The 25184-nt window shown below is 45.2% G+C and carries 22 protein-coding genes; 12 read left to right on the forward strand and 10 right to left on the reverse strand.

The features are described from left to right. Positions 1–14: 14 nt before the first annotated feature. The 5 genes from F6J90_RS15630 to F6J90_RS15650 form a co-directional block, all read right to left on the reverse strand. Entirely contained in the window at positions 15–1172 is a 1158-nt protein-coding gene (locus tag F6J90_RS15630) for an S-layer homology domain-containing protein (protein ID WP_293095189.1), read from the reverse strand. 122 nt (positions 1173–1294) lie between these two features. Next, on the reverse strand, positions 1295–2194 hold the full coding sequence (locus F6J90_RS15635; RefSeq protein WP_293095192.1) for an energy-coupling factor transporter transmembrane protein EcfT: 900 nt from the start codon (positions 2192–2194) through the stop codon (positions 1295–1297). A gap of 49 nt (positions 2195–2243) precedes the next feature. Beyond that, a complete protein-coding gene (der, locus tag F6J90_RS15640) occupies positions 2244–3635 on the reverse strand; it encodes a ribosome biogenesis GTPase Der (protein ID WP_293095195.1) in 1392 nt (463 codons plus the stop codon). Between the two features lie 948 nt (positions 3636–4583). Then, positions 4584–5669 (reverse strand): folate-binding protein, encoded by a 1086-nt coding sequence (locus tag F6J90_RS15645; RefSeq protein WP_293097795.1) that lies wholly within the window; start codon positions 5667–5669, stop codon positions 4584–4586. 103 nt (positions 5670–5772) lie between these two features. Beyond that, positions 5773–6159, reverse strand: a complete 387-nt coding sequence (locus F6J90_RS15650) for a hypothetical protein (RefSeq protein WP_293095198.1) — start codon at positions 6157–6159, stop codon at positions 5773–5775. Positions 6160–6691: 532 nt separating this feature from the next. On the opposite strand from F6J90_RS15650, the gene F6J90_RS15655 reads away from it, so the two are divergent. The 7 genes from F6J90_RS15655 to F6J90_RS15685 all read left to right on the forward strand — a co-directional run bounded on the left by F6J90_RS15655 (position 6692) and on the right by F6J90_RS15685 (position 14279). Next, a complete protein-coding gene (locus F6J90_RS15655; RefSeq protein ID WP_293095201.1) occupies positions 6692–8920 on the forward strand; it encodes a protein kinase in 2229 nt (742 codons plus the stop codon). Positions 8921–9021: 101 nt separating this feature from the next. Then, a complete protein-coding gene (locus F6J90_RS15660; protein ID WP_293095203.1) occupies positions 9022–9471 on the forward strand; it encodes a hypothetical protein in 450 nt (149 codons plus the stop codon). Positions 9472–10169: 698 nt separating this feature from the next. Then, complete coding sequence (locus F6J90_RS15665) at positions 10170–10442, forward strand: hypothetical protein (RefSeq protein WP_293095206.1); 273 nt, start codon at positions 10170–10172, stop codon at positions 10440–10442. 412 nt (positions 10443–10854) lie between these two features. Continuing rightward, on the forward strand, positions 10855–11208 hold the full coding sequence (locus tag F6J90_RS15670; protein ID WP_293095208.1) for a hypothetical protein: 354 nt from the start codon (positions 10855–10857) through the stop codon (positions 11206–11208). A 617-nt stretch (positions 11209–11825) separates the two neighbouring features. Further along, a complete protein-coding gene (locus tag F6J90_RS15675; protein WP_293095211.1) occupies positions 11826–12173 on the forward strand; it encodes a hypothetical protein in 348 nt (115 codons plus the stop codon). Between the two features lie 716 nt (positions 12174–12889). Then, complete coding sequence (locus F6J90_RS15680; RefSeq protein ID WP_293095214.1) at positions 12890–13114, forward strand: hypothetical protein; 225 nt, start codon at positions 12890–12892, stop codon at positions 13112–13114. Between the two features lie 850 nt (positions 13115–13964). Then, positions 13965–14279, forward strand: a complete 315-nt coding sequence (locus F6J90_RS15685; protein WP_293095217.1) for a hypothetical protein — start codon at positions 13965–13967, stop codon at positions 14277–14279. A 252-nt stretch (positions 14280–14531) separates the two neighbouring features. On the opposite strand, the gene F6J90_RS15690 is transcribed toward F6J90_RS15685, so the two are convergent. The 3 genes from F6J90_RS15690 to F6J90_RS15700 all read right to left on the reverse strand — a co-directional run bounded on the left by F6J90_RS15690 (position 14532) and on the right by F6J90_RS15700 (position 17823). Continuing rightward, positions 14532–14924, reverse strand: a complete 393-nt coding sequence (locus tag F6J90_RS15690) for a hypothetical protein (RefSeq protein WP_293095220.1) — start codon at positions 14922–14924, stop codon at positions 14532–14534. Between the two features lie 54 nt (positions 14925–14978). Next, entirely contained in the window at positions 14979–16493 is a 1515-nt protein-coding gene (locus F6J90_RS15695) for a reverse transcriptase domain-containing protein (RefSeq protein ID WP_293090920.1), read from the reverse strand. A 508-nt stretch (positions 16494–17001) separates the two neighbouring features. Next, complete coding sequence (locus F6J90_RS15700; RefSeq protein WP_293095223.1) at positions 17002–17823, reverse strand: reverse transcriptase domain-containing protein; 822 nt, start codon at positions 17821–17823, stop codon at positions 17002–17004. A gap of 1086 nt (positions 17824–18909) precedes the next feature. Here F6J90_RS15700 and F6J90_RS15705 point away from each other — a divergent pair. Continuing rightward, positions 18910–19869, forward strand: coding sequence for an iron-containing redox enzyme family protein (locus tag F6J90_RS15705; RefSeq protein WP_293095226.1), 960 nt, complete (start codon positions 18910–18912; stop codon positions 19867–19869). 5 nt (positions 19870–19874) lie between these two features. Then, complete coding sequence (locus F6J90_RS15710; RefSeq protein ID WP_366513767.1) at positions 19875–20999, forward strand: AEC family transporter; 1125 nt, start codon at positions 19875–19877, stop codon at positions 20997–20999. Positions 21000–21198: 199 nt separating this feature from the next. Here the strand turns inward: F6J90_RS15710 and F6J90_RS15715 are convergent, their stop codons facing one another. Then, entirely contained in the window at positions 21199–21651 is a 453-nt protein-coding gene (locus F6J90_RS15715) for a helix-turn-helix domain-containing protein (protein WP_293095232.1), read from the reverse strand. 246 nt (positions 21652–21897) lie between these two features. Here F6J90_RS15715 and F6J90_RS15720 point away from each other — a divergent pair, with 246 nt between their 5' ends. Then, positions 21898–22140, forward strand: a complete 243-nt coding sequence (locus tag F6J90_RS15720; protein ID WP_293095235.1) for a hypothetical protein — start codon at positions 21898–21900, stop codon at positions 22138–22140. Positions 22141–22196: 56 nt separating this feature from the next. Here F6J90_RS15720 and proX read toward each other — a convergent pair whose 3' ends face one another. Next, the gene (gene proX / locus F6J90_RS15725) at positions 22197–24332 is read right to left on the reverse strand and encodes a glycine betaine/L-proline ABC transporter substrate-binding protein ProX (protein ID WP_293095237.1); all 2136 of its coding nucleotides are present in this window, start codon (positions 24330–24332) and stop codon (positions 22197–22199) included. A gap of 487 nt (positions 24333–24819) precedes the next feature. On the opposite strand from proX, the gene F6J90_RS15730 reads away from it, so the two are divergent. Then, positions 24820–25011, forward strand: coding sequence for a hypothetical protein (locus F6J90_RS15730; RefSeq protein ID WP_293095240.1), 192 nt, complete (start codon positions 24820–24822; stop codon positions 25009–25011). Positions 25012–25034: 23 nt separating this feature from the next. Beyond that, the gene (locus F6J90_RS15735) at positions 25035–25172 is read left to right on the forward strand and encodes a hypothetical protein (RefSeq protein ID WP_293095242.1); all 138 of its coding nucleotides are present in this window, start codon (positions 25035–25037) and stop codon (positions 25170–25172) included. Positions 25173–25184: the final 12 nt, after the last annotated feature.

Here is a 25184-nt window from a genome sequence, read left to right on the forward strand (position 1 = left end):
AACGAGGGAGGATGTCATTGTGGAGCTACAATATATGGAGAGGAAACCCCTTGAGCCCTATCTGATTTGACCAAAGCCTGATAAAGCATAGACACCATCTCAGCATGAGTAGCAGGTTCATTGGGTCTGAGTAAGGTTTTGTCACTGTAGTTAACAACTATACCCGCTTCTGTTGCTGCTGCTACTTTCTCAATCGCCCACTCAGGAATCTGATCCTTATCTCGGTAAATCTGTAAGGTTTTTGCTGGATCGGATGAGGGTTGAAGATTAAGACCACTAATCAGGCTAACCAAAACCTGTACACGAGGAACCTTTTGCCCAGGACGGAACTTCTCTCCAGGATATCCTGACATAAAGCCAGTTTCAGTAGCTTCATCAATTGCTTTAGAGGCTGATTGATCAGTAGGTCTATCCTTGTAATTTACTCGTTGTCGCTTCTTCTGCTCTTTAAACACTTTTTGAATTTGAGCAGCCAACTCTGCCCGTGTCACCGGTCTGTTGGGTTGAAATTTCTGATTAGGTAAGATAATTAATACCTTGTCCCTAGCTAGAGGTATCATGAAAGGACTTGCCCAATGATTATTAGGAACCTCTGCTAGTTGAATCGAGCGGAAATCGCTAACATCTATAGGGATAGTTTGTGATGAAGATCCGGCTTTGTCAGGACCTGTGCTACCTTCAGTAGCGCCATCTGATCCGGCTTTGCCCTTAGCCATGGTGCGGTCGGGATATCCTGTGGATGAGTACCCCGATGAGAATAGTCCCAGGAATGGATTAGTTCCTGACTCCTCTAGTGAGTTATCTTGAGCTGACCCGAGCATTAAACCGGTGCTTGAATCAGGTGAATATCCCCTGAACCAAGAACTCGTTCTTGATTTGGAGGATGAGGAGAGCGCAGATGATGACTTATCCCCACCCGTGATTGATTTAACACTTGGGAATAGTGATAGTTCTCCCGTTGACTCAGTTGACTCAGATGATGCTATGGCAGACTCAAGGGATTTTAAGCTAAATTTTCCCCGGTTGCCCCTCGTGCCCCAAAAGATAATTAGACCAATAGTGGCAAAGGCTACGATAATTGCCAGTAATTCATCTAACTCTAGAATCGGTTTGCGGCTTGGCTGAGGAGGTGTTGGGGGTGATGTCCGCTCGGACGGTGATTGATTTGTCATACTCACAAGCTCTTGACAGTGATGGCTGAGATACACATCTTGACTGCTCTCCCCGGTTTTCAAGCCTAGGGATTGCTTTAAGTTACCATGATTAAACCATAGCTATGTTTTTCGCAAAACATTCAAATTTTCCAACCCCAGGTTAATCTTACTCCCCAAAATACTAGTAAACTTGCCAGTGCTAACCAATCACACCAGCGTAAGCGCAGTTGATGCCACTGCACTTGATGCTCATTGGGACTAGTAAATCCCCTGACAGTCATGGCACTAGCAATTTGCTCAGCCCGTAACAGCAGATTTTCCAGAAGCTTTTCCGCAACCATTAACCAAACTTGTAGGCTTCGGCTCAGACCGAGTTTTTTCCAGTTGATAGCACGAGTGCGTATGGAACGACCTAAATTCTGTACTTCTTCGAGCACTAGGGGGATAAACCGCAAGGAAAGGGTTAAGGTCAGCAGAATTTCGGTAACCGGAACATTCAAACGCCGTAAAGGTTTGATTAAGCTTTCTAAACCTGCGGTAATTTCTTCTGGTGCTGTGGTAAGCAGAAAGAGACTGGAACTGTAAACTAGGATAAATATAGTTGTGCTGATCCGGACCGCTAAATCTATTGAGCGACGAGTAATAGTAACACTAATCATAGTAAACGCTTTACCACTCCAGATGACATAACGGTAGTCACTAGGTTGAGGTAGGGTGAGCTCTTGAGGTTCTGGAGGTAGTCTGACTTGATGGTCAATGGCCATACCATCTGGAGCGATCGTAGTGATCAGGAAGACAAAACATGCTACCATCAACAACCAACCCATTTGCTGACGCCACACCCGCCAGGGAATCCTAGCTGATAAGGTGATTAGAATCAGTAACGAGGATAGCCCGAGCCGACAGTAGGGATTTGCCAACAGGGGTGCGATCAGAAAACTGGTCAACCAAAACATCTTTACCCTGGAGTCGAGGTGATGCATCCAGGTGACGGGTTGTTCCAAGTAAAGTCCGATGGGAAGCGATCGCAATAAGTCCATGATGTTAGTGGTGAGTGCTGAGTGGGGCAGTAGTCGAGGGGGTTAGTTGTCACACGCGGGTAGCTCGATTGAGGTTGATTTGAGCTTCTTCTCCATCACGGACTTTTTTACCTCGCCACAGTAATCGTACTGGTGTACCAGTGAAATCTAATTGTTGGCGGAACTGACGCTCTATGTAGCGACGGTAGTTCTCTTTGAAGCGTTTGGGGTCGTTGACAAACAGGGCAATCGTGGGGGGTTTAGTTTTTACCTGGGTACCGTAGTAGATTTTGCCCTGACGTCCTTGGCGATTGGTGGGAGGAGTGTACCAGCTAACGGCTTCTTGTAAGACTTCATTAATTACAGAGGTAGAGACACGACGTTGATGTTGATTGGCAGCGGTGTCAACTAAATCCAAAATTGTTTCGACCCGCTTACCTGTTAGGGCACTGACAAAGATGATTTCAGCCCACTCGATAAAACTCAGTCGGTCTTTAACCTGTTTTTCGTAGTCATAGATAGTGTAGGAATCTTTTTCTATGGCATCCCACTTATTGACTACAATTATCGCAGCACGCCCTTCATCAGCAATACGTCCTGCCAGTTTTTGGTCTTGCTCTGTCACGCCATCTATAGCATCAATCACCAGTAGCACTACATCTGAGCGGCGAATGGCTTTGAAGGCACGATTAATACCAAAAAATTCGGGTCCGTAAGTAACGTTTTTCTTTTTGCGAATGCCAGCGGTGTCAATCAACCGATAGGTTTGGGCCTCCGTACCCTTGTTCGGGTCTGCTGAGCGTTCTACTACCATATCAATGGCATCACGAGTGGTGCCAGAAATTGGACTAACAATCGAGCGATTCTCCCCAGTGAGGGTGTTCAATAAGCTCGACTTTCCCACATTGGGGCGTCCGACAATAGCGACTTTAATCTCTGGGATTTCTGGGATAGTGTCTACATTGGGCAGGTAGGTAACCAGCTTCTCTAGTAATTCTCCTGTACCATTGCCATGAATTGCTGAGACCGGGAAGGGTTCTCCTAAATTCAGTTCCCAAAACTGGGAGGCTAGGATAATTCCTTGCTGGGGCGATTCACATTTATTGACAGCTAGCACCACTGGCACATGTTGTTGACGTAACCATTGCGCGATCGCTTCATCTCCAGCTGTCGGTCCTGCTTGACCATCCACCACTAATACTGCTGCACTAGCTTCACTCAACGCTGCCATTGCCTGTTCTCGAATCAAGGGCAAGAACTCGGTATCGTCATCAAAGACTAAGCCGCCAGTATCGACAACCAGGTAGTCTCGGTCTTGCCAGAAAGCTGGGCGATAAGTGCGATCGCGGGTTACTCCTGGCTGGTTGTGGACAATAGCATCGGTCACCCCTGCCAAACGATTGACTAGGGTTGATTTCCCCACATTCGGGCGTCCGATAACTGCAACAATTGGCAGTGCCATAAGCTGGATGTCCTCAAATGAGGAGTGTGAATGCTTTAGTCTTTTATTTTATCGCAGTTCTCAACTGGGTCAGGTCACTTGTCCTAGGGAGTAGGGAGTAGGGAGTAGGGAGTAGGGAGTAGGGAGTAGGGAGTAGGGAGTAGGGAGTAGGGAGTAGGGAAACAGAATTTTTTCCCTCATTACTATCAGAAACGCTATTATACTGAGTTGATAGGCATGTTGATCTAGATTCTTGTCTGTTTTTATAGAAGTCTAACCGCTGAAAACCCCGTCACAAAGCGAGCGGGGATGAAAGCGAATAGCGGCTAAAGCCGCCTGTTGACGATTGTTATGCACTAGAGTATACTTTAAATATGGGTACAGGCTGAAAAACCGAGGCGCAACCGGGAGTCAGACCCGCCACTGCATGACCTGAAAGTAGTAATGCCCGGAGGGTAGGGAAAGTCCTCCTTTCTTGATGCAGTCGCTCATGGGGGAAACCCCCAAGACCGCGCTGCATCGCTAAAAACCCAACCATCAATCAACCGTTGGTGTGTGAACCCGAGCATTGCACATTTTGAGAAGAGAACGGTACGGCGGGGCACGCCGAAACCGAGTGAAAAGGGAGGAAACCGACTTTTTAAGGCACTCCCAGTAAGTAGCTAAACGCTTAGGAAGAATTGCCCGCTGGGTCTGCTGTAAATTGAACTGAATTCTTGGTATTGACGGGTTTTCGGTTTAAGTATTGCTTAATTTTTGGCGACGTCAAAAATTAAGATATAGCGGTTTAAGGCAGCTCGTTGAACTAAGAATCCCCGTGTGTAATGACCGGGGAGTGTCAACCTTTGTGATATAATGCGATGCCAGTTAATTGGCTCTGCTACGCGTTCGCTTAGCGGCTCAATGCTCGCGCATCGTATTTTTTTTCAACAGACGTTTCCGAAGGAAAAGCTACATAGTCAGGGATTACTAAGGGCTCGGCTCATAATAGTCATGACTTAAGCAAGGTACAGCCATAATTTCCCCTTCGACGTCCCCTAAGAGAACTTTCAATCCTGCACCACCAGCCTTAGTGCGGATATAGGCTAAACCAAACACTCCCTGGTCAGTTTCCGTCAAACTGGTGAGCTTGCCCACTTTTTCCCCATCTATGGTGATGGCGCTCCCTAGGTCAGTAGGAGCACTTAAGCGGATACCCCATAGTCGTTGCTTAACTCCTTTGTAGGTATTCAAGCGCGCAATGGTTTCTTGACCAATGTAACAGCCTTTGCTAAAGGAAATGGTTTGCCACAAACCAGCTTCGAGAGGATTGTAATCTTCTGTCAGTTCATGACCTGGCGCAGGGCGTCCCTGTTGGATACGCAACTGTTCCCAAACGCGATCGCCTATAGGGATTGCTCCTGCTGTGGTTAAGGTCTGCCAAACCTGGGCAGCATTCTCGGCAGGGCAAATTACAGTATATCCAGGCATTGCCAAGCCACTCCCTACAGCGATGCGGACTTGATTATCCCCGAGCATCAGTTGCTGGTGACTAGCATCTTCTCCTGATATCTCGACACCCAAGCCTGTTAAGAGGGCATCACTAACCGGTCCAATCAAGGAGAAAACAGCATTCTCCTCAGATACATCCTGCAATGCGACTCGATCCATGGGAAAGATATAACGATCCAGCCACTCCATGATCTGCTGGCGGCAATTTGGAGAAACTAGCAATAGCACCGCATCTGCTAAGATATAGGCAGTAGCTAAGTCGATGGTACGAGCTGTAGATGTTACAAAAACCGTCTGACAGCCTTGGCCTGGCTGTCGTGTTTGGAAGTCATTGGTGCTTTGATTGTGTAGATAGCGTAGTCGGTCATCACCAGATACTTTTATCAACCCCCAATGGCAAAAATCAACCAAGGCAACTCCCTGACGGGCGGCTTGAATCCCTGCTGCATCATTGCCAAAGCTTACTGGAATTATCCGTGAAGCCACTGAATCAAACCTGGCGCCAGCCAGGCGCTGGACATCTAGCAATTCTTGATTCTTGATTGGTAATTGGTCATTTGTCATTAGAATAGACTTCTTGCAGAAGTCGGGAACAGGGAACAGGGAACAGGGAACAGTGGACAAGAATTGACGTAAACACTATCAGAAAAATACTTTTGCAAGAGGTCTAATCTACCAGTGGCAAGCCTGCCACAACTTCTTCTACTAGCTGTTTGGCTTTAGCATCTAAACACTGCCAATCCACCTCACCAGCCTGATCAATCAGCATTGAGTCAATTTCTACTGGCTGAGTTTCTAAATCAGACTGGGTGGGCTTATAGTCACGAAAACAGACTTGGAAACACAAATCCCATATATTAATGGCTACTGAAGTATCTTGATGTGCCAAACACAACTCATAGCCTGGTATGGGTGTCTTAACATTTTTATACGTGACTGTCCAGTTTGTTGGCTCCAACTGTCGCCGAATTTGGTCTATTATACGAATAAATGCTGGTTGCATAAGCACTTGAGCTTGTTCCCATGCAAGCGTATCCTTAAATAAGGGTTTCATTGATATACTCCCAAACAGCCCCTGAAGAGTGTTATCTTACCAGCGATTAAATAAAATAGCAATTATTCCTGACCAGCTCCGTCGATCTTTATACTATACCGATATCTCCTCTATCCTATAACCAGATAATCGTAAGCAGTCAGCGGTCAGCGGTCAGCGGTCAGCGGTCAGCGGTCAGCGGTCAGCGGTCAGCGGTCAGCGGTCAGCGGTCAGCGGTCAGCGGTCAGCGGTCAGCCTTCAGCGGTCAGCCTTCAGCCCATAGCTGATAGCTGATAGCCCATAGCTGATAACTGATAGCCCTCAGCCTTCAGCCCATAGCTGATAGCCCTCAGCCTTCAGCCTTCAGCCCATAGCTGATAGCTGATAGCTGATAGCTGAATGCTGATAGCTTACAGATAATCAAAAAAGAAATTGGCACATTCCTGGTCAATAATACCGATCAGCGTATGTTAAACATGAGACAGTTAGCACCCTGCACCCTTTGTGGGGAGCTTTGAACTTCTAATGGTGAACTCTTAGGCACATCAATCCTATGTTAGGCAAGTTACTGGACGGGCGTTACCAAGTGACTCAAGTCCTCGGTTCCGGGGGATTTGGCAAAACCTATTTAGCCAAGGACACGAAGCGTCCAGGTAACCCAAGCTGTGTTGTTAAGCAACTAATGCCTCCCAATGGCTCTCAGACATTTTTAGAAACTGCTCGACGGCTATTTAGCAGGGAGGCTGAAACCCTTGAAAAGCTGGGAAATCATGACCAAATTCCTCGGCTACTTGCCTACTTTGAAGAAGACCATGAGTTTTACTTGGTGCAACAGTTCATCGAAGGGCATCTCTTGAGCCAAGAGTTGTCCCCTGGTCACCGATGGCAGGAAAAACAGGTGATTGGGCTATTGCAGGAAGTCTTAGGTATTTTGGAATTTGTCCACCGTCACGGTGTGATTCATCGCGATATTAAGCCCGACAACCTGATCCGACGCACGGCTGATAAAAAGTTAGTGTTGGTGGACTTTGGTGCAGTTAAGCAAGTTCAAACTGAGCTGGCTAGTGCCTATAGACAAACTAACCATACTGTGGTAGTAGGCACTCCTGGCTATATGTCCAGTGAGCAGGCTTTGGGTCAGCCCTGTCCCAGCAGTGATATTTATGCCCTAGGGATTATTGGGATTCAGGCACTAACTGGAATGGTGCCAGATCAGTTTCAGGAAGACCTCAAAACTGGTGAAGTTAACTGGCAATCCCTGGTGTCAGTGAGTGGAGGATTGGCGAATGTCCTTACGAAAATGGTTCGCTATCAAGTCAAAGACCGTTACCAGTCGGGTACGCAGGTTTTACGAGACTTACAGAAACTCAGTAGTAATTCAAAAGCTTACTCCATCAATTCCCCAAGCTACTACTCAATTCACAATATCCCTACAGTTGAAGAAAACTTCCCACCGGAGCAAGTACCAACCCCGTTCTCAGAGCAAAAAACTTGGGACGCAAATGTTCTTAGGGAATCTCCCCCACATAAACCAGCACCTTCTCCGTTGCCTCCAACTAAGGCGGATAGATCGGATAATTTGTCTTTAATCATTGGCACTGGCATTGCCCTAGTTACTTCCTCGATAGCTGGTATGGTCTACTCGATGCGTTCTAGCTCTTGGTCACCACCTAGAATAGCGCAACCAATTCCTAATAGGAGTACACCCAATCGCCGTTCAGCTCCGGTGGTATATGAGCCACCAGCCCCAGCAGCCCCAGGTAATTGCCAGGTGACTGGTCGTCGGTTGAATGTGCGCTCCGAGCCTAACGGGTCAAAAGTTGGTCAGGTGAATCAGGGAACCAGTCTAGTTCTAACTGGTAGTGGACAACCTGGCTGGGTAGAAATTAGTTCACCGGTTAACGGGTGGGTGTTTACAAATTTGACTGACTGTGCACCAACGGTTGAGCCAGTGGTGGCAACTGCTCCCAAGAGAAATGTTCCTAAGAGAAAGGTTCCTAAGCAAAAAGTTTACCCAAAACCAAAACCTGTGGTCAGGAGGGCTCCATCGTCACCACAGACCCGTCAGGCAACACCAGCACAACCGGTAGATAAAGGCACACTAATTTTGGCAAGAGCAGTGGAAAAGTATCAGGCAGGAAATATCAAAGGGGCAATTGCGATCGCACAAGAGGTTCTGCCTAGTAGTCCCGCTTTCAATGGTGCCCAAACCAAAATTGACCAATGGCATGATGAATGGATATCCTTTGAACGAAAGTTTGATCAGATTCAACAAGCCTATGAACAGGGTCGTTGGGTTGATGTGTTAAACTATGCTCAGAATAGCAATTTGCCAGCACGAGGCCATTGGCGTCAGAAGTTAAATCGAATTGTTGATCAAGCTCGGCGGCAACAAGCTCAAGTGGAAGCTAAACGTAAGCAAATTGCTGTACAGAATCAAATTGGCTCTAGAGCAAAGCAAGAAATTCAAAACAATTCACAGCCTGCTCCAAGACCGGTTTCGATTGCCGCACCATTGCCTAAACAGCCAGTGGTTACCCGAAAGATAACTACTGCACCACCACCGTCTCAATCTACCAAAATCAAATATTACGTGATACTTAATGACGGGAGTTCTAGTGGTTTAGCAAAAGCTAGGAAAATTGTACCTGGTGCTTTTTTGGGTCGATTCCCACAAGGTGCGAGAATTCAGATGGGAGCATTCAAAAATGAAGCCAAGGCCAATGCTTTTGCTAACCAATTACGTCAACAGGGAATGTCTGCTTCAATCTATAGACCTTAATAATTAGGGGTTGCGGAATTAAGGAAAGAAAGGGACTATGCACCTGGCATCACGAGCCCGTGGATGCAGATGCGCCCCATTAAGGGGTTGGGGTAGATAGTGTGAAAGAAATTTTGAAAGACGGTGTTGATATCGGTCAAAAATGTGATTCCATGAAAAGCATAAACAGAAAAAAAACAGAGGAAAAAACAATGAGGGCGATTAAACAACTGATGTGCCTGATGGTTATGTTGTTGGGGATGGTATTGATTGCCACCCCAGCCCAAGCAAACAGCGATTCATGTTTCTTGCCATATGATACTTGTGAAGGTTTATTATCACCCTACGAGCGATTATCTATATATACAGAAGATGTTGATGAGCCGGATTTCCTGGAGTTGACCCCAAAAGACAAGTCAGCGTCATATTATCTGATTAACCTCCAAGATGGTAGTAAAAACCTGATCGACCTGTATGCCCCAAAAATCCTACATACAAGTGGAGCGACCGAATGGCTGATATATGATATCGATGGTGAACTTAATTATTCACCAATTAATCAGCAGAAGTGAAATAAACCGAAAGACAAAGAGAAACTTAGAGCGACGAAATCGACAGATTGCTCGTAACAACCATTGAGCTCACCCAGGCACCCTTCCCCTGAACCAGGGGCTTGGCACATTCCGATCAACCTAAGGGTGTGCCAAGAAGGAAATCCGCTCAGCAATTGCGAATTTATCCCACCTTTCACCCATCGCCACCAGCGGTTAAAATATGCCTCAATGCGCTCACTGGGCGCACCACGCTCATAAAGCAGAGTCATATTTTCAACCATTCGTTCCACGGTCTCCCGAGCAATTCCCGCCCATTGATATTGTCCCGAACGAATTTGCGCTTGTAAAAGCGGTTTTGTTTAATGCCACCATCGTCTGACCTGCCAGACATCGGCAATAGGCGTGCGGGATGGCTCACTAATTAGGGCCACGAGCAGTACAAAACTATCAGGCAGGAAATATCAAAGGGGCAATTGCGTTCGCGTAGCGTGACCTACGGTCAATCGCACAAGATGTTCAGCCCTTGTAGTTCCGCTTTCAATGGTGCCCAAACCAAAATTGACCAATGGCACTATCTATGGGTATCCTTTGAACGTAAGTTTGATCAGATTAAACCAGCGACATTAACAGGGTCGGTGGGTTGATGTGTTGAACTATGCTCATCTACAGCAATTAGCCACCAAGAGGCTATTGTCGTGCCTATGTTAAATCGCATCATGGCAGAAGCTCGGCAGCAACAAGCGTGCATTAGAAGCAAAAAGAAAGCAACTCGCGCTAACTGCCTTCTTATTGGCTCATTAGCAAAGCAAGGAATTCAAAACAATACACAGCCTGCTTCACGACCGGTTTCTATTGCTGCACCATCTACATTAATCAAATATTACGTGTACTCAACGATGGGAGTTCTAGTGGTGAGCGCAAAAGCAAATAAAATTGTCACTGATGCTTTTTTCGGTCAATTCCCACAAGGTACTCGAATAAAGAAGTGAGCATCTCATTAATGAAGCCAAGGCAAATGCTTTTGTAAACCAACCACTTATAACTAAGCATTTCATCGGTCCTATATCTACACAATCATATTGTTGCTGAATAATGTCATGTATGGGTGCTATAGATGGTAGTATTGTCCCACCGCAAAAAGTACCCAATTCAAGGTTATATCGAAATTTTTTTTCATCCATTATTGTGGTGCTAGGGGTGCCCTACAAATATCAGATACGGCTTAGGCAAAATAAATAAAGTTTGGTTAGGATTTAATTAAACCACATTATTTGCCATATATCTTGGTGCGCGAGGATCATAATGTGGCGTGGGTTTGAAAAATATCAATTAAATTGACTTGATGGGAAATGTCTTGATAAAGTAATTGGAGGCACAGGAACAAAAAGAGAGGAAAAACCAATGACTGGTAAACAAGTAGTGCAGTTCATGATGGTAGTGTTGTTGGGGATGGTATTGTGGGCCACCCCTGCCAAGGCAGATAGTCTAATTGCATGTGTACTACCCAAAGACAGCTGTTCTGGTACATTATCCAAAGGAGACATATTAAATGTTACCCATGATTATGGTGATAAAGGAATTGAATTATTATTGACACCGGTATCAACGGCGAAGATCACATACATGGAAGATGACCTAATCAATCAAGACGTCGATGTAAGCGAAGAATACAGAATAGACATATCAGATGAAGAATACATGATCGTGTTTGATGAAGAGGGTCAGGTCAACTATCAAATAGAATACACGAAGTAGCCATTGATATGGTGTGGCCCATGGTGCTAAGTGAAATCCAACCGGTCATCACAACGGTTACAGGAGTTGGTATTGCAACCATTGTGAAACGAACCCAGCTGGGTGGGTCAATCAGCGACAGAAAACCTCAGGGATAAGGATTAGGCCCAATGGTAGTGAAGGAAGGAAAAAGTGAAAGAAAGAGTACCCCCATTATCCCCCTTAAAAAAGGGGGACGAGCGATTATGGCTCCCCCCTTTTTTAAGGGGGGCTGGGGGGGATCATAATCTGGCGGAAAACTTGGAAAACACGCCCTCGGGGTGCAAAACCATTCCCATAAAAGGCAACGCCTATCTGATTTGTGTTACGTATCGGAAACAAGCACCCTTTGAATGAGATGATGCTTGATGCCCATAACCGATGAACCCTTACCCAATCTATGGGAAAGGGAATTTAGTGAATTGACATATATGTGCAACATTTAACCAGTGCAAACCTACTTATCCGCAGGAATGACCTGTATAGCAGACGGTAGCGGTGGAGTTAGTGAGTAAAAACAATCCATGGGTTATCAAAAAACCAGTGATTCGATGATAAAGTAATTACTGCACAGGAAAAAAAAGATAGGAAAAAACGAAATGGCGAAAAAACTTGTCAACATCATGATGGTAGTGTTGCTGGGTATGGGTTTGTTTGCCTCCCCTGCCATGGCATTAACGGAGTCGTGTAGTGTTCAATATGAAAGCTGTTCGGGGGAATTAAGCAAAGACGATGAAATGTTTTTCATAAATTATTTCGGTACAGAACCCTATGACCTTTTCTTAGCAACTGACAAAACGGGAAGTTTTGATCTATCACTTAATAGTGGAAGTGATTATGAAACGATCGAGATAAAGAACACAACAATGAAGTTTAACATCCCCGCAGATAACAGCGCCGTGGTCGAGGTACGCGAGGGAGAAATAAAATATTATACCACAAAATAGAAAATGAGGCCATGGTGCGGGTTTGGATGAAAGCTCAAAAAAGCAACCGACCAGTAATAGTAGATGTATAGGTGGTTTAAGGGCGACCATTGAGATAGCAACCAGCTGGGTTGGTAAATCACCGACCAATATAATTATGAAAAGGATTTGGATCGGTATGATGATTAGAAAGAAAGTGCTCTCGTAACAACCATTGAGCTCACCCAGACCCCCTTCCCTTGAACCTGGGGGTCTGGTTAACCCCATCACCCGTTGGGTAAAACTTGATAGAAAGACACTGAGCAATTTCGCAGATATCCCACCTTTCACCCATCGCCACCTGCGGTATGAATATGCCTAAATGCGCTCATCGGGCGCACAAGCGCTCGTAATGCCGAGCCACATTTTCAACCATACGTTCCACTGTCTTCCGAGGGATTCCCGCCCATTGATAGTGTCCCGAACGAATTTGCCCTTGTATCTGCGGTTTGTTCTAATGCCACCAACGTAAGACCTGCCAGATATCAGCAATAGGCTTCATGAATGGCTCAGTAAAGTTGGCTTGAGCAGTGGAAAACAATCAGGCAGGAAATATCAAGGGTGCAATTGCGATCGCGTAGCGTGACCTACGGTCAATCGCACAAGAGGTTCTCCCTAGTAGAGCTGCTTTCAATGGTGCCCAAACCTGAATTGACCAATGGCATAACGAATGGGAATCCTTTGAACGTAAGTTTTATATGATTCAACAAGCCGAAGAACTTTGTCGGTGGGATGATGTGTTGAACTATGCTCCGAACAGCAATTTGCCAGCACATTGGCGTCAGAAGTTGAATGGCATCATCAATGAAGCGAGGCAGCAACAAGTTCAAGTGGAAGCTAAAAGAAAGCAACTCGCTGTACAGAATCAAATTGGCTCTAGAGCAAAGCAAGCAATTCAAAACAAGTCACAGCCAGCTCAATGACCGGTTTCTATTGCCGCACCCTTGCCGCGCGCAGCCTGTGGTTAACCCTCATAAAACTACTGCACCACCACAGTATCAATCATGCCAAATCAAATATTACGTGATACTCAACGACGGGAGTTCTAGTGTTGAGCGCAAAAGCCTGGAAAATGGTGCCTGGTACATTTTTGGGTCGATTCCCACAAGGGTCAAGAATAAGGAAGTGAGCAGATCATTAATGTCGCCGACGGAAATGCTTTTGCGAACCAACAAAGATCACAAGGAATGTCTGCTTCAATCTCTATCCCGATATGTGGTAGCTTGATACCATCAGATGTGGAATGCCGGTTTACTAAGGAATTCTCTGCTTTCATCTCCTCATCATTCAGCGACACATGACTATGAGTGTAATTATACCAGTAGGGGAGCACAGCGTGCGCTCAATCTAGTAATCGAGTGTGGTTTGGCCAACACAGCATAAATTATAGGTAAGTGCGTAAGAGAGATACAAAAGGAAAGTAGCTACTAGGGATACTTGAACAACGGGAATGCAAACTGTGGAAACAGAAAGCAGGATGTCAACTAATAGCCGTCAAAATGTGGGATAGTCAGGGTAAACGCATCATATAAAGAATGGCCGAGGGGATAAGAGATAGAACTGATATTTATTTACGCAATATATCATGTATACGCTTCCTCTGTAATAGCGGCTATTATAGGCGGCGTGTGCCATCGAATGTATATAAAAAAATATTCCCCTTGGACTTTGTGCACAGGGTGTGGTCCAATAATAAGATACAATGGCAAGGGAAATCCCGAAATCCGGGTGCGGTAACGCAAAAATTACATTTTGATTTCTTTGGAGTAAAGTATGAACCTAAGCCAACTGATCAGGCACTTTATTAAGACGGTAATAGTGGTGGTGATGATCTGGGCAGTAGCCATACCGGGCTATGGTGCAATGGCCAATGAGTACATGGTCTGTGACTTATATGCGTATAACAGTTGCGAGCATGAGTATTTATCACCAGGAGAATCAATAGAGGTGATAGACTACCCAGATGAGAAATCGCCCTGTATGGAAATGTATGTTCCCGACACAATAGGCGGTATGCATGTATATGAGGGGGCCGATGTGATAATACAAGACCTTAATTCAAATTTATCAAAGCAGCTACCAGTTTGAGAAAATGTTGCGTATAAAATCTGGTTGATTCAGGAAACGATACAGTCGGTGAAATATGAGGGTGGCTATCATATTGATAGAAGTGATTTTTAGAGAAGGTGTTAGATGTAGGAATAAAAGCAAGGAGGAGGATGTTGCTCATGGTAAATTAAAAAACCCGAAAAAATAGGTACACAACGGAAAACCCCCCGGCCACCATCCGAATCCCCGACTACTAATACTCAATCAAAAAACCCCCCAACACCAAAGGGATTATAAGCGTGAATGCGCAATATAAGAGTAAGGAAGTCTACACCGATCGCCGTGAAATAAATCATAGTTGAGCTCACCTAGACCCCCTACCCTTGAACCATGGGGTCTAGTCAAACCCATTTCCAGTTGGGTTACAGTTGATTGAAAGACGCTCAGCAATTGCGCAGATATCCCACCTTTCACCCATCGCCACCAGCGTAGAAAATATGCCTCAATGCGCTCAATGGGCGCACCACGCTCATAAAGCCGAGCCACATTTTCCACCATCCGTTCCACGGTCTTCCTCGCGATTCCTAAACCCGAGGTCGAAAACCAATAGCCCAAAAAATCAAAGCCACTGGCGATGCGACCGATAATGGTGTTACGGTCGATGCCTGGTATTATCCAGGGCACCTCCGCTTCAGAACTGGACGTGAAACTTTCGCCTCATCCAGCTCCTGAGTATCCTCAACCTTTCGGCTTGCCTAACGGCAGGCTCCAGTGGATTTCTTGGTGGCAGCTTTGATGTACTGCCATTAGGTTCTTTTGCTTCCAATTGTCGTGGTTTCCATCGATGTGATGAAGATGTACATATTCGTCGCTTAGGAACCTATGTCCGCAATGTCCACAGGAATGGTTTTGCTTTTTCAAAGCTTTAGAGGTAGCATCGTCGTATAATATGGAGTTCCTCAAACTCCAATAGACTAGGTCTCCATCGTAGGGGGACTTAGTCCCTTTAACGTTTACGTGTTGATTTTGTTCATACCCTACTGCTGGGAAGCCTTTCTTACATAGTTCATTGGCTCTATACCGGTTTACTTTCTTTTCCTTTCGGAATTTACGGTTTGTGGTTTTATTCATGAACCATAAACTATCTCGGGAACTGCTCATGTCGCAGCTTTTATGGTAATTCCTCCATCCGCGCACGATTGGAGCTAATTTTTGGGCTTTTACTTCAGCGCCATAGTTCGAGTTGTTGACCACGGCTTTAATCTTCTTTCGGATGTTCCGATGGTTTTCCACTGAGGGAATACATCGGAATTTTCCGTTTTTCTGGACTCTCATATGCCAGCCGAGGAAGTCAAATCCGTCTGTCGTTTTGGTCAGCTTGGTCTTTTCTTGATTTACCTCTAAGCCCCTTTGGGCTAGGAAGTTTCTCACTTTATCTAAAATCTTCTCAGCGTTGTCTCTAGGCTTAAGAATAAACACCATGTCATCCGCGTATCGGATGCTGGGGTGGATGTTTTCTATTCCGTCAAGCGCAATATTGGCTAAGAGTGGACTAACCACCCCACCTTGGGGCGTGCCTTGCTCCGGGAATTCCGGATTGATGCCTGCTTTTAGACATCTGAATATCCCCATCTTCAGACCCGCAGGTGCTAGCAATCTATCCATAATGGAGCTATGGGAGATGCGGTCAAAGCATTTCTTGATGTCTAGTTCGATTACCCTCTTTTTAATGCCGTTGCTGTTTGATTTTAGGTGTAGGAACAGGCGCTTTTGTGCGTCTTGGGCACTTCGGCCTGTCCTGAATCCGTAGCTGTCGGCACTGAATGTGGCCTCATGGGCTGGTTCGAGAGCATACTTGGCTAGACATTGCCACGCTCTGTCTTGGATTGTCGGTACTTTCAACATTCTCGTACCCCCATTTTTCTTGGCTATGGGTATTGCCCTTAAGCCTTGGTGCGTCCAGTTTTCCGCACTGGATACTAGTTTTTTAAGTACCTCGAACCGTTCTTTGTAGGATAAGGATGATTTTCCGTCTACTCCTGCGGTTCTTTTTCCAAGATTTAGCTGTGTCACTTGACGGATTGCCAGCATTTGTGCTGAGCGGGATTTCAGAATTAGTTTTTGTAAAGACCGCGCCTTTCTCAGGTCACCATCTCGAACTGCTTTATACACTCGCTTTTGTAGGCGGAAAAGGTTCCGGCGGAGTTGCTTCCACTTTTGACTTTTCCAGAGGTCACTATATCTATTTGACATGTGTCTACCCGTGCTCTTCATCAGTTTTGTGTACTCTGGATACCCGCCACCAGTTTAATGATGGCATCCTACCCGACAGTGGGGATTGAGTTTGGCATAACTTACCGAGGCTCGACTACACCTCAGACCCATATTTGCTGTCGTTTTTACTCGTTCCATCTATCAGATTGTTTTGGTGATTTAGGGCAGTCCAATTTGCCTACCCCCTTCTCAGAGATTACAGCTATCGAAAAGATAACGCTGTGAGAATGAGAGGGTCAAGTCGCACATTTTTCATTCCAGATTGTGGCTTCATCCTTAGACACTTTTCTAGGACTAGTTTTACCCATGTCACCTCCCCGTTAGCGCCAGTGATACCTATCTGCTTCGGTTCTGATTGCGCCCTGGTGCCAGCTTCACTCTGCGGAGTTGCCGCTCGCTCGGTGTGGCCAAGATAGGGAGTCACTTGTCTCTTCAAGGGGTGGGTTTTCACCACCATCCGAAAGACAGTTAGAACTTTGAGGTGTTTTTAACCTCGCGAGTCCCCTAGCTCATACCCCTCCAGTCGCTGGAGGCTCCTAGCTAGAACGAGCCGCACCTTCTCGGGATGTTTGATAACCTTTAACTCATGCATCACCTCGTTAGTGGCTTTGATGGCCTTGCGCAACTTCCAGCGGGTCGGTGCCAGAATAACCCAATCGTCCATGTATCTGACAATGAAACAACCAAGCTGAGCCATCCGGTGATCCAATGGTTTCAGGAATAACGCTCCAATTAGTGGAGAAAGAGGGCATCCCAAGGAGATGCCCTTAGAAATATCAAAGTAGTCACCGCCATCAGAAACAAAGCGACGCAAAGAACCCCACAACAAACATTTAACCGCTTCATCACTTACATAGTTCCCCACAATATCCATCAAAATAGAATGATTGATACTGGCGTAATAGCGTTTAACATCAGTGCGAAAGACAAAGGTATGTAACGAATCGTTCTCAGCCACCTCTCGCACCGCCCCCTTCAAGCCACCATGGCCAGCTAAATGAAAACATCGCGGGGAAAGGACGGGTTTCAAGTGTGCAGTTAATACTAAAGTCATCGCCTTCAACACCAACGCATCCAAAGACGACCACCATTCATAGGACTGCTCCTCACCTCGAATTAAGCGCAATTCCCGAAATTGATACTTTCCCGAACGTATTTGCGCTTGTATAAGCGGTTTTTTCTCATGCCACCATCGTCTGACCTGCCAGACATCGGCATTATGATGATAATGTGCGCGTTTTTTGCACAGCCATTGATAGGCTGTATCTATCACCTCGTCTGAGGCAATTTTTTCGATGAGGGTAGACATAAGCGCAATTCTACCACATGTGAGGTACAAATTTTTAGGTTTTAGGTTTTAGGTTTTAGGGAGTTTTAGCCGATGATGGGTGGGCAGTGCATCAGCAAGCTATGATCCGCAAGCTATAGTCCTACTAAGCACTGCCCACCAGCAACGGATAAATCAGCAAGGTTTGAATTAGGATTGGTTATAGTAAGGAATTTGTGGGCTCCGATAAACGCTTCTTAAAATAGGACTTACGCAAATCCCTCAATTTAACGCTACCTGTAGGGTGGACAAAACCTAGCCCACCTCTATTTATAGTGTTTGGTAAGGTTTGCTAAGCAATTGTGCGTAAGTGCGTAAGAGATATTGACTAGGTAAGTACCAAAAAGGGGAACGATAAGAAGGACAAGGCAAACAGGGGAAACAGAATGCTGCATTGTGAAGTAATCGGTGTAAACCAGTGTGCTTATAAGGCGTTGCTGAATTGCGGACATCTGGTTATTAAAGCCCCCGTTGGTCCCCCAAGCAATTGCTTCTTCGGCGGCTAGGGCGTGTTGTCAAAGTTTTCCCCAAGATTATGATCCCCCCCAGCCCCCCTTAAACAAAGGGGGGAGCCATATTCAAAGTCCCCCTTTTTTAAGGGGGATAATGGGGGATCTCCGAGGCTTGAAGACACTCCCTAGGACGTGTTGTCAAAGTTTTCCCCAAGATTATGATCCCCCCCAGCCCCCCTTAAACAAAGGGGGGAGCCATATTCAAAGTCCTTTTTTAAGGGGGATAATGGGGGATCTCCGAGGCTTGAAGACACTCCCTAGGGCGTGTTGTCAAAGTTTTCCGCCAGATTTGGATCCCCCCCAGCCCCCCTTAAAAAAAGGGGGGAGCCATATTCAAAGTCCCCCTTTTTTTAAGGGGGATAATGGGGGATCTCCGAGAAGGGGGCGAAACCATACTCAGAATCAGCAACGCCGTTATCGGAATAGTAAAACCGTTGATTTGACTTGACCGCCATGAAATCTTCCCACTGCTCCTTGATCTGCTAACTTCATCCTGTTGGGCCTAAGCTTTCATTGTAGAAAACTGTAAAAACACTATTACTACTGAAATTAGGTCATGCAAGACTTTCTAGAATATATGCGGACTCTACAGGTCCCCCAGGAGTTTGATAGACCCACCCAAGCCCAATCACCCAACACCTTTTCCATCGCTACCATCCAAAGTCTGGGTTCTCCCCAGCAAATTCCCCATTATGCCCGAAATCATGCTCTACTCCAGCATCCCTGGTTGCTGAATTTCCAAAATCTACCCTTAAGGCACACTCACCTAGAGGATTTACCCACTACTGATCAAAAATTAGGAGTCTTAGTTGCTGATCATCCCCGATTATCCTCTCTAATCACGGAAACTAGCGTAAGTCGTAATCTAGAAACTTGGCTCAAGCAGCGTTATCTGATCAGTTGGTGTTTCCCCAATTGGCTCACTGCTGTTGCTTCTAAGCTACCTACACCCCAAACCCGAATCCCTTTATTAAAGAATCTGTATGAAGAACACGGATTATCGGGGAAACCTGGCCATAGCAAACCCCATCCTCAAATGTGGCAGCAGTTATTTGAAGAATTATCAGCGATTGACCTACTGTCACGCTACGCGATCGCACCAGGTCAGCCGATACCTCTACCTAAGTCATCACAAGAATTATTACCAGGAACCCAACGCTACCTGCAAATTTACACAACTGCTTGCTTCCAATACCCCGCTGCCTTTGGATTGGGGATACTGGCTTTCACGGAATCTATCCTACCCTATGAAAACCAACTGATTTTAGCAGGTCTGAAAAAACTGGGTATTTCCACCAAAGGACAAGAATTCTTTGCCGTTCACTGCCACTGTGATCAAGACCATGCTGAGGAAATCTTAGATGTGATTGAGCAAATCGCTAATTCTCCCCAAACCCTTTGGCAAGTATGGCAGGGCGTGGCAATGGCCGTTAGAGCTCGTCAGGGATTTTACGATGATTTGCATCGAGAATTGGTACTGCTACGTCAAAACACTGTTCAATCCAGTAAAGGTTAAGGGCTTTGGCGATTGAGAAAGTCATCCCGCTCGTGCTTTTCATTGCTATTGGTTATGCCCTGAAAGGGAAATTTCAAAAACCTGTAGCAGTTGGTGCCATTAAAACGTTAATTATCAATGCCTTACTTCCTGCGGCTCTATTCCTATCCACGATCAAAATTGATATAAGTCAAGGTTTACTCTCTCTACCGGCTTTCGGACTTGCTATCAATGTCTTCTTGTTAGGAATTGGATGGTTATTGACAGGTTTGGTGATTCCTAGCAAAGAAAAAGCTAAAGCCCGCTCGTTGATATTGATGTTTGCGTCTTTAGCTCCTGGCTTAACAGTTTATCCGTTTACTCAGGAATTTTTAGGAGAGCAAGGACTAGCTCTAGCTGGGTTGGTGGATGTAGGGAATAAATGTTTTGTGCTAATCGGTCTTTATGCTTTAGGGATGTATCTACACCAACGAACTGTTGATACTTCCCACATCAATCTCAGCAAATTCAAAACTATTGGACTGACTCTGATCCAAGAACCAGCAAATTTGGCGTTGTTACTGGGTTTGTCGATAGGAGCATTAAATCTAGGTAAAACACTTATCCCAGAAATAGTGTTGCAGGCCCTGCAACGGTTAGCTGCTTGCACTACTCCCCTGATTCTCTTTTTTGTAGGGATTTCTCTGAAGCCGAAAACCTTACAATTACGGAAAATTTTACTAATTTTACTGGTTCGCTCAGCAGCAGGGTTCTGGTTTAGTGCAGGAGTACTGATTTTGTTTAAACCAGATACATTGGCAGAAAAGCTAATAGCTGTAGTTTTACCCCAAAGCGGATGCAGTTTGTGGCCGTTGCTGTACGCTTCCCAGATTAATATGCTCGACCAAGAAAAACATCGGCGTACTCACCCGACATTTGATACGGAATTTGCTCTAGGATTACTGAGCACTTCTATTCCGATATCGATTGGTGTTAATTTAATTATTTTTTCTAATAGCGCGTTTTTTATCTCTCCATCCCATCTGGGATTAGTCGGAAGTATCCTTTTGCTCCTGTTCAGTATAGCAAAGGGAATCAATCGGGAATCGGGAATCGGGAATCGGGAATCGGGAATCGGGAACAGAGAATCGGAAAGAGGGAATCGAGAATAGCGATGGGTTGCATCAAGACAGGGAATCAAGGTCACAAAAGACTGTACCTCATAACTGCGAGAAACGCTATGATTTAATCGCAAAGGGAATCGGGAATCGGGAATCGGGAATCGGGAATAGCGATGGGTTGCATCAAGATAGGGAATCACTGTACCTCATAACAGCGAGAAACGCTGTGATTTAATTTTGGTTGTGAGCATTAGGCGGTGGCGGGAAAACTGCCGCCAATGAAGTGAATATCACTGAAGGTTTCGATCCACAGACGAGCGCCACAACCCAATGGCTTATCTGGCTGATAGACAATCCGACAAGGACCGAGGATTTCAACTTGATTGCCGTATAGATTGTTGCCGCTTCGTTTTACTGAAATTACTGGCTGACGCTCTTCGGGACTTTTGTGATTGTTGCTGCCAATGCGATTGCGGTTGACATTGATTTTGGCCAGAGCGGGAGGACGACTAGTACGCCATTTGCCCTTTGGTCCACGCTTCTTTTCTATGATTTGGGGCAGATGGTTGAACAGGGGAATAATCCAGAATTTCCCGCTTTTATAAGCACCCCGGACGCGACCATCATTGAGGAGTTGGCGCAAGCGTCGAGAAGAAATTCCTAAGAGAGAGGCGGCTTCAGTAGTACAAACGGACTTGTTCATCAGTGGATTTCCTTTACTCTTCCGATATCACTATTATAATCTCAAAAATAAGCTCATAGGGTGTTTGTCAACTATTGTTAATATTTATTTACAAACACCCTATGAGCTAAGTTTAAATTGAGATAATTTTAGATAGTGCGCGTAGCGAGATGGGAGCTAAATCTCGACCAGATTCACAACGGAATAGTTAAACGGAGCAGGAGATAGGATTTTAGAGTTTTTGCGGCTGACTCAAAAATAGACAATTTGAATGAGCTTACTAAAAAAGCGATCGCATCAGAATATTTCCGTTTTTGCCGATATGCTGATAACCCACCACTATTGAGTTGGGTTGGTAGGTTATCAACGGGTTCAACCAGACCGATTACCGTAACCTACGGGTGCATCTCATTTTTACGGTTTTATCCGGTGGTGCGTTACGGGGTGGGCTATTTCAATGGTGGCGAAGAGGTAGAAAATCAGGGCGAGCCCACCCCTAACGCACCCTAGGCAAAATTTACTGACAGCTGAAAGCTGATGGCTGACAGCTGACAGCTGACTGCTTATTAAATGTTTCTAGCTTCTTCGACCCAGCTATCAAACAGGTCTTGATGGTTTTCAATCCATTCTTCGGCATGGCGACGGATATCTTTTGAGCTATCTTCACCGTTGTTGAGTAATTCATTTTGGGCATTGATATCCTCAACAGGAATATGAATCAATTCAAACAAGCGCTTGGCGGCTGGGTTAGCAGACACAAATTTCTTATTAGCTACGATTCGGATCCGATCGATGGCAAATCCCAGATTTTTCCCATTTACCGAGGTATCTTTTGCAGTCAAATCTTTCTGTGATTCTGGTAGATCAGTGAAGGGAACTTCTAGCCAGACTACATCTTGATCTGGTTTTAACACTGCTGCCATCCACATGGGAGTCCAGGTGTAGTAGAGGATTGGTTGTCCTTGGTTGTAGCGAGTAATGGCATCTACAATTAAGGCGGAGTAGGTTCCTTGGTCTTGCTCAACGGTGTCTTGGAGTCCGTAAGCTTTAATGTGATGCTGAATCATAATTTCACAAAACCAACCGGAATTACAGCCAATCAAATTGGCTTTACCATCCCCATCTGAGTCAAAGAGTTTAGCGATTTTTGGGTCTTTGAGTTGCTCAAGGTTAGTGATGTTGTATTTATCAGCAGTTTTTTTATCAATCTGATAACCTTGCAAGAGGTTAGAGGTGATTACTCCGAGTCGTTCTAACTTCTGTTCACCACCACTTTTTTCAAAAAAGGGTCTATGACCGATATCCCAATGGACAGCAGTGTAATCGAGGTCGCCGTTTCCTAAAGCCAGGTGCGCGGTGACGTATTCAATTTGTTTTGGCTCTTTGATAGTGTAACCAAGTTTTTCCAGACCGATGTTTACAATCTCGGTTTGGAATTGTTCTTCTTGCAAGCTACTATAGACGGATTGTACGCTCACCCCTTTACCAGGCATGGCTAGATTAGAGTCTGTGGTTACGTGGGAGGGTTGTTGCCAAGTCATAAAACCCAGGAGTGCCAGTAAAATGGTTGCTGCAACAGTAGCCCAAGTCACTTTTTCACCTGTTGATGAAGACCGCACCAAACCAATTGGTCCTCGTTTCAACCAAGGGATTTGGTTGTTGCCTTGACTGACTATCTGAGTGATCCGATCCAGCATTACTGCGATTAGAACGATGCTCAATCCTCCCACAGCAGCTAATCCCACATTCACCCGACCTAGTCCTTGCAATACCATCTGTCCAAGTCCTCCTACACCAATCATGGAGGTTACTACTGACATGGATAAGGCTAAGAGGATGGCTTGGTTGACTCCAGCCAGAATGGTTGGCATGGCTAGGGGAATTTGGACTTCGAATAACATTTGTGTCGGGGTTGAGCCAAATGCGATCGCAGCTTCGACAACTTCTGTGGACACTTGCCGAATCCCTAGGTTAGTCAAGCGAATCAGCGGCGGTATGGCAAAGACACAGGTTGCCATTACTCCAGGCACTGCACCAATGCCAAACAACATCACTACTGGGACAAGATATACGAAGGACGGTAGGGTTTGCATGGCATCGAGCAGGGGTCGCAGCACTTTCTCAATGCGATCGCTACTAGCACAGGCAATACCGGTGGTGATGCCTATCACCATGCAAAACACTACAGCGGTCACTACTAGGGAAAGAGATACCATGGCTTGGTTCCAGGCTCCGCAAAAGCCAATCAAGCTCAAAGCAGCAACGCTATAAATGGCAATTCTGCCACCAGCCAGTTGCCATGCTATCAAGGCAATCAGAATCAGCAAAATTAATGGAGGAATCGATAGCAACAGCCATTCTATACTCTCCAGGGTGACGCTAATGGGTAGACTAATCCCTTGAAAGAAAGGACGAAAATTGTCAACCAGGAAATTCACTGCAGCAGTAATCCACTGCTGGAGGGGTAAGGTATAAAGCTCAAAGGGGTTCAGTAGAATATCTAGACCTCCTTGGCTCGTAGCGATCGCAAAAACAGATAGAGTCAAGGATTTCAACACAACAATACCAGTATTTTTATTAATATTATCATGCCGGGGAGCATTTATTTGGTCAGGGGTTGGTAATGGGTAAGCTAAAACCCATGGAACATGTTTTTTAGCAAGGCAATAGGCAATAGCCAATAGGCAATAGCCAATAGGCAATAGGCAAAATGTGACTAGGTTAACTTTTTTTAGTTAATTTTAATAATAGACATTTTAAATACAAAACGGCTTAATCAATTAACTCATTATTAATTAATTTATATATATTATTGATTTTTTACTCAAGCAACGACTGCCTCAATACACTAATTATAGTAACAATAATTACAGTTTTTTGTATTAACAATAATTCTGATTTAGTTGATTAAATCTTGTAAGCATTCATCGCCGCTGGGATAATTCTCCCCATTTCCCGTTCTTCCCGACTCCCGATTTCCGATTCCCGACTCCCGACTCCCGATTCCCTGCTCCCTAAAAACTTTGTAACAAAAATTCTAAAAACATGTTATAATATAAGTTTATTTTTGTGTTATAATAAAATCACGTTATGAACACTAGCAATGTTCCATAACAAAAGCCAGCCTCAAGATTTCCCAAGGTTACCAGGCTGGCTTTGAACCCCCTATGAAAGGAGACATGATTTATTATGACTTATGCCAATCGCCTACATCCGTGGGCAATCGTTCGGCTGTTGCCCAAGATGCAACGGGTTGTTGTTGGTCGTTACCGCAACCGTTCCAATGCCGAGGGGCATATGCAAGCTCTGAAAAGGCTGATGCCGGATGCTGAATTCGTGATTGTTTTTGATATAGGTGATCTTATGGGTGAAGAATCCTAGGGTTGACCGGGAATAGTTGAAGGTTGAAGGTTATTTGGTTGAAGGTTATTTGGTTGAAGGTTGAAGGTTATTTGGTTGAAGGTTATTTGGTTGAAGGTTATTTGGTTGAAGGTTATTTGGTTGAAGGTTATTTGGTTGAAGGTTATTTGGTTGAAGGTTGAAGGTTGAAGGTT

The organism is Moorena sp. SIOASIH, assembly GCF_010671925.1.
Classification (GTDB): Bacteria; Cyanobacteriota; Cyanobacteriia; order Cyanobacteriales; family Coleofasciculaceae; genus Moorena.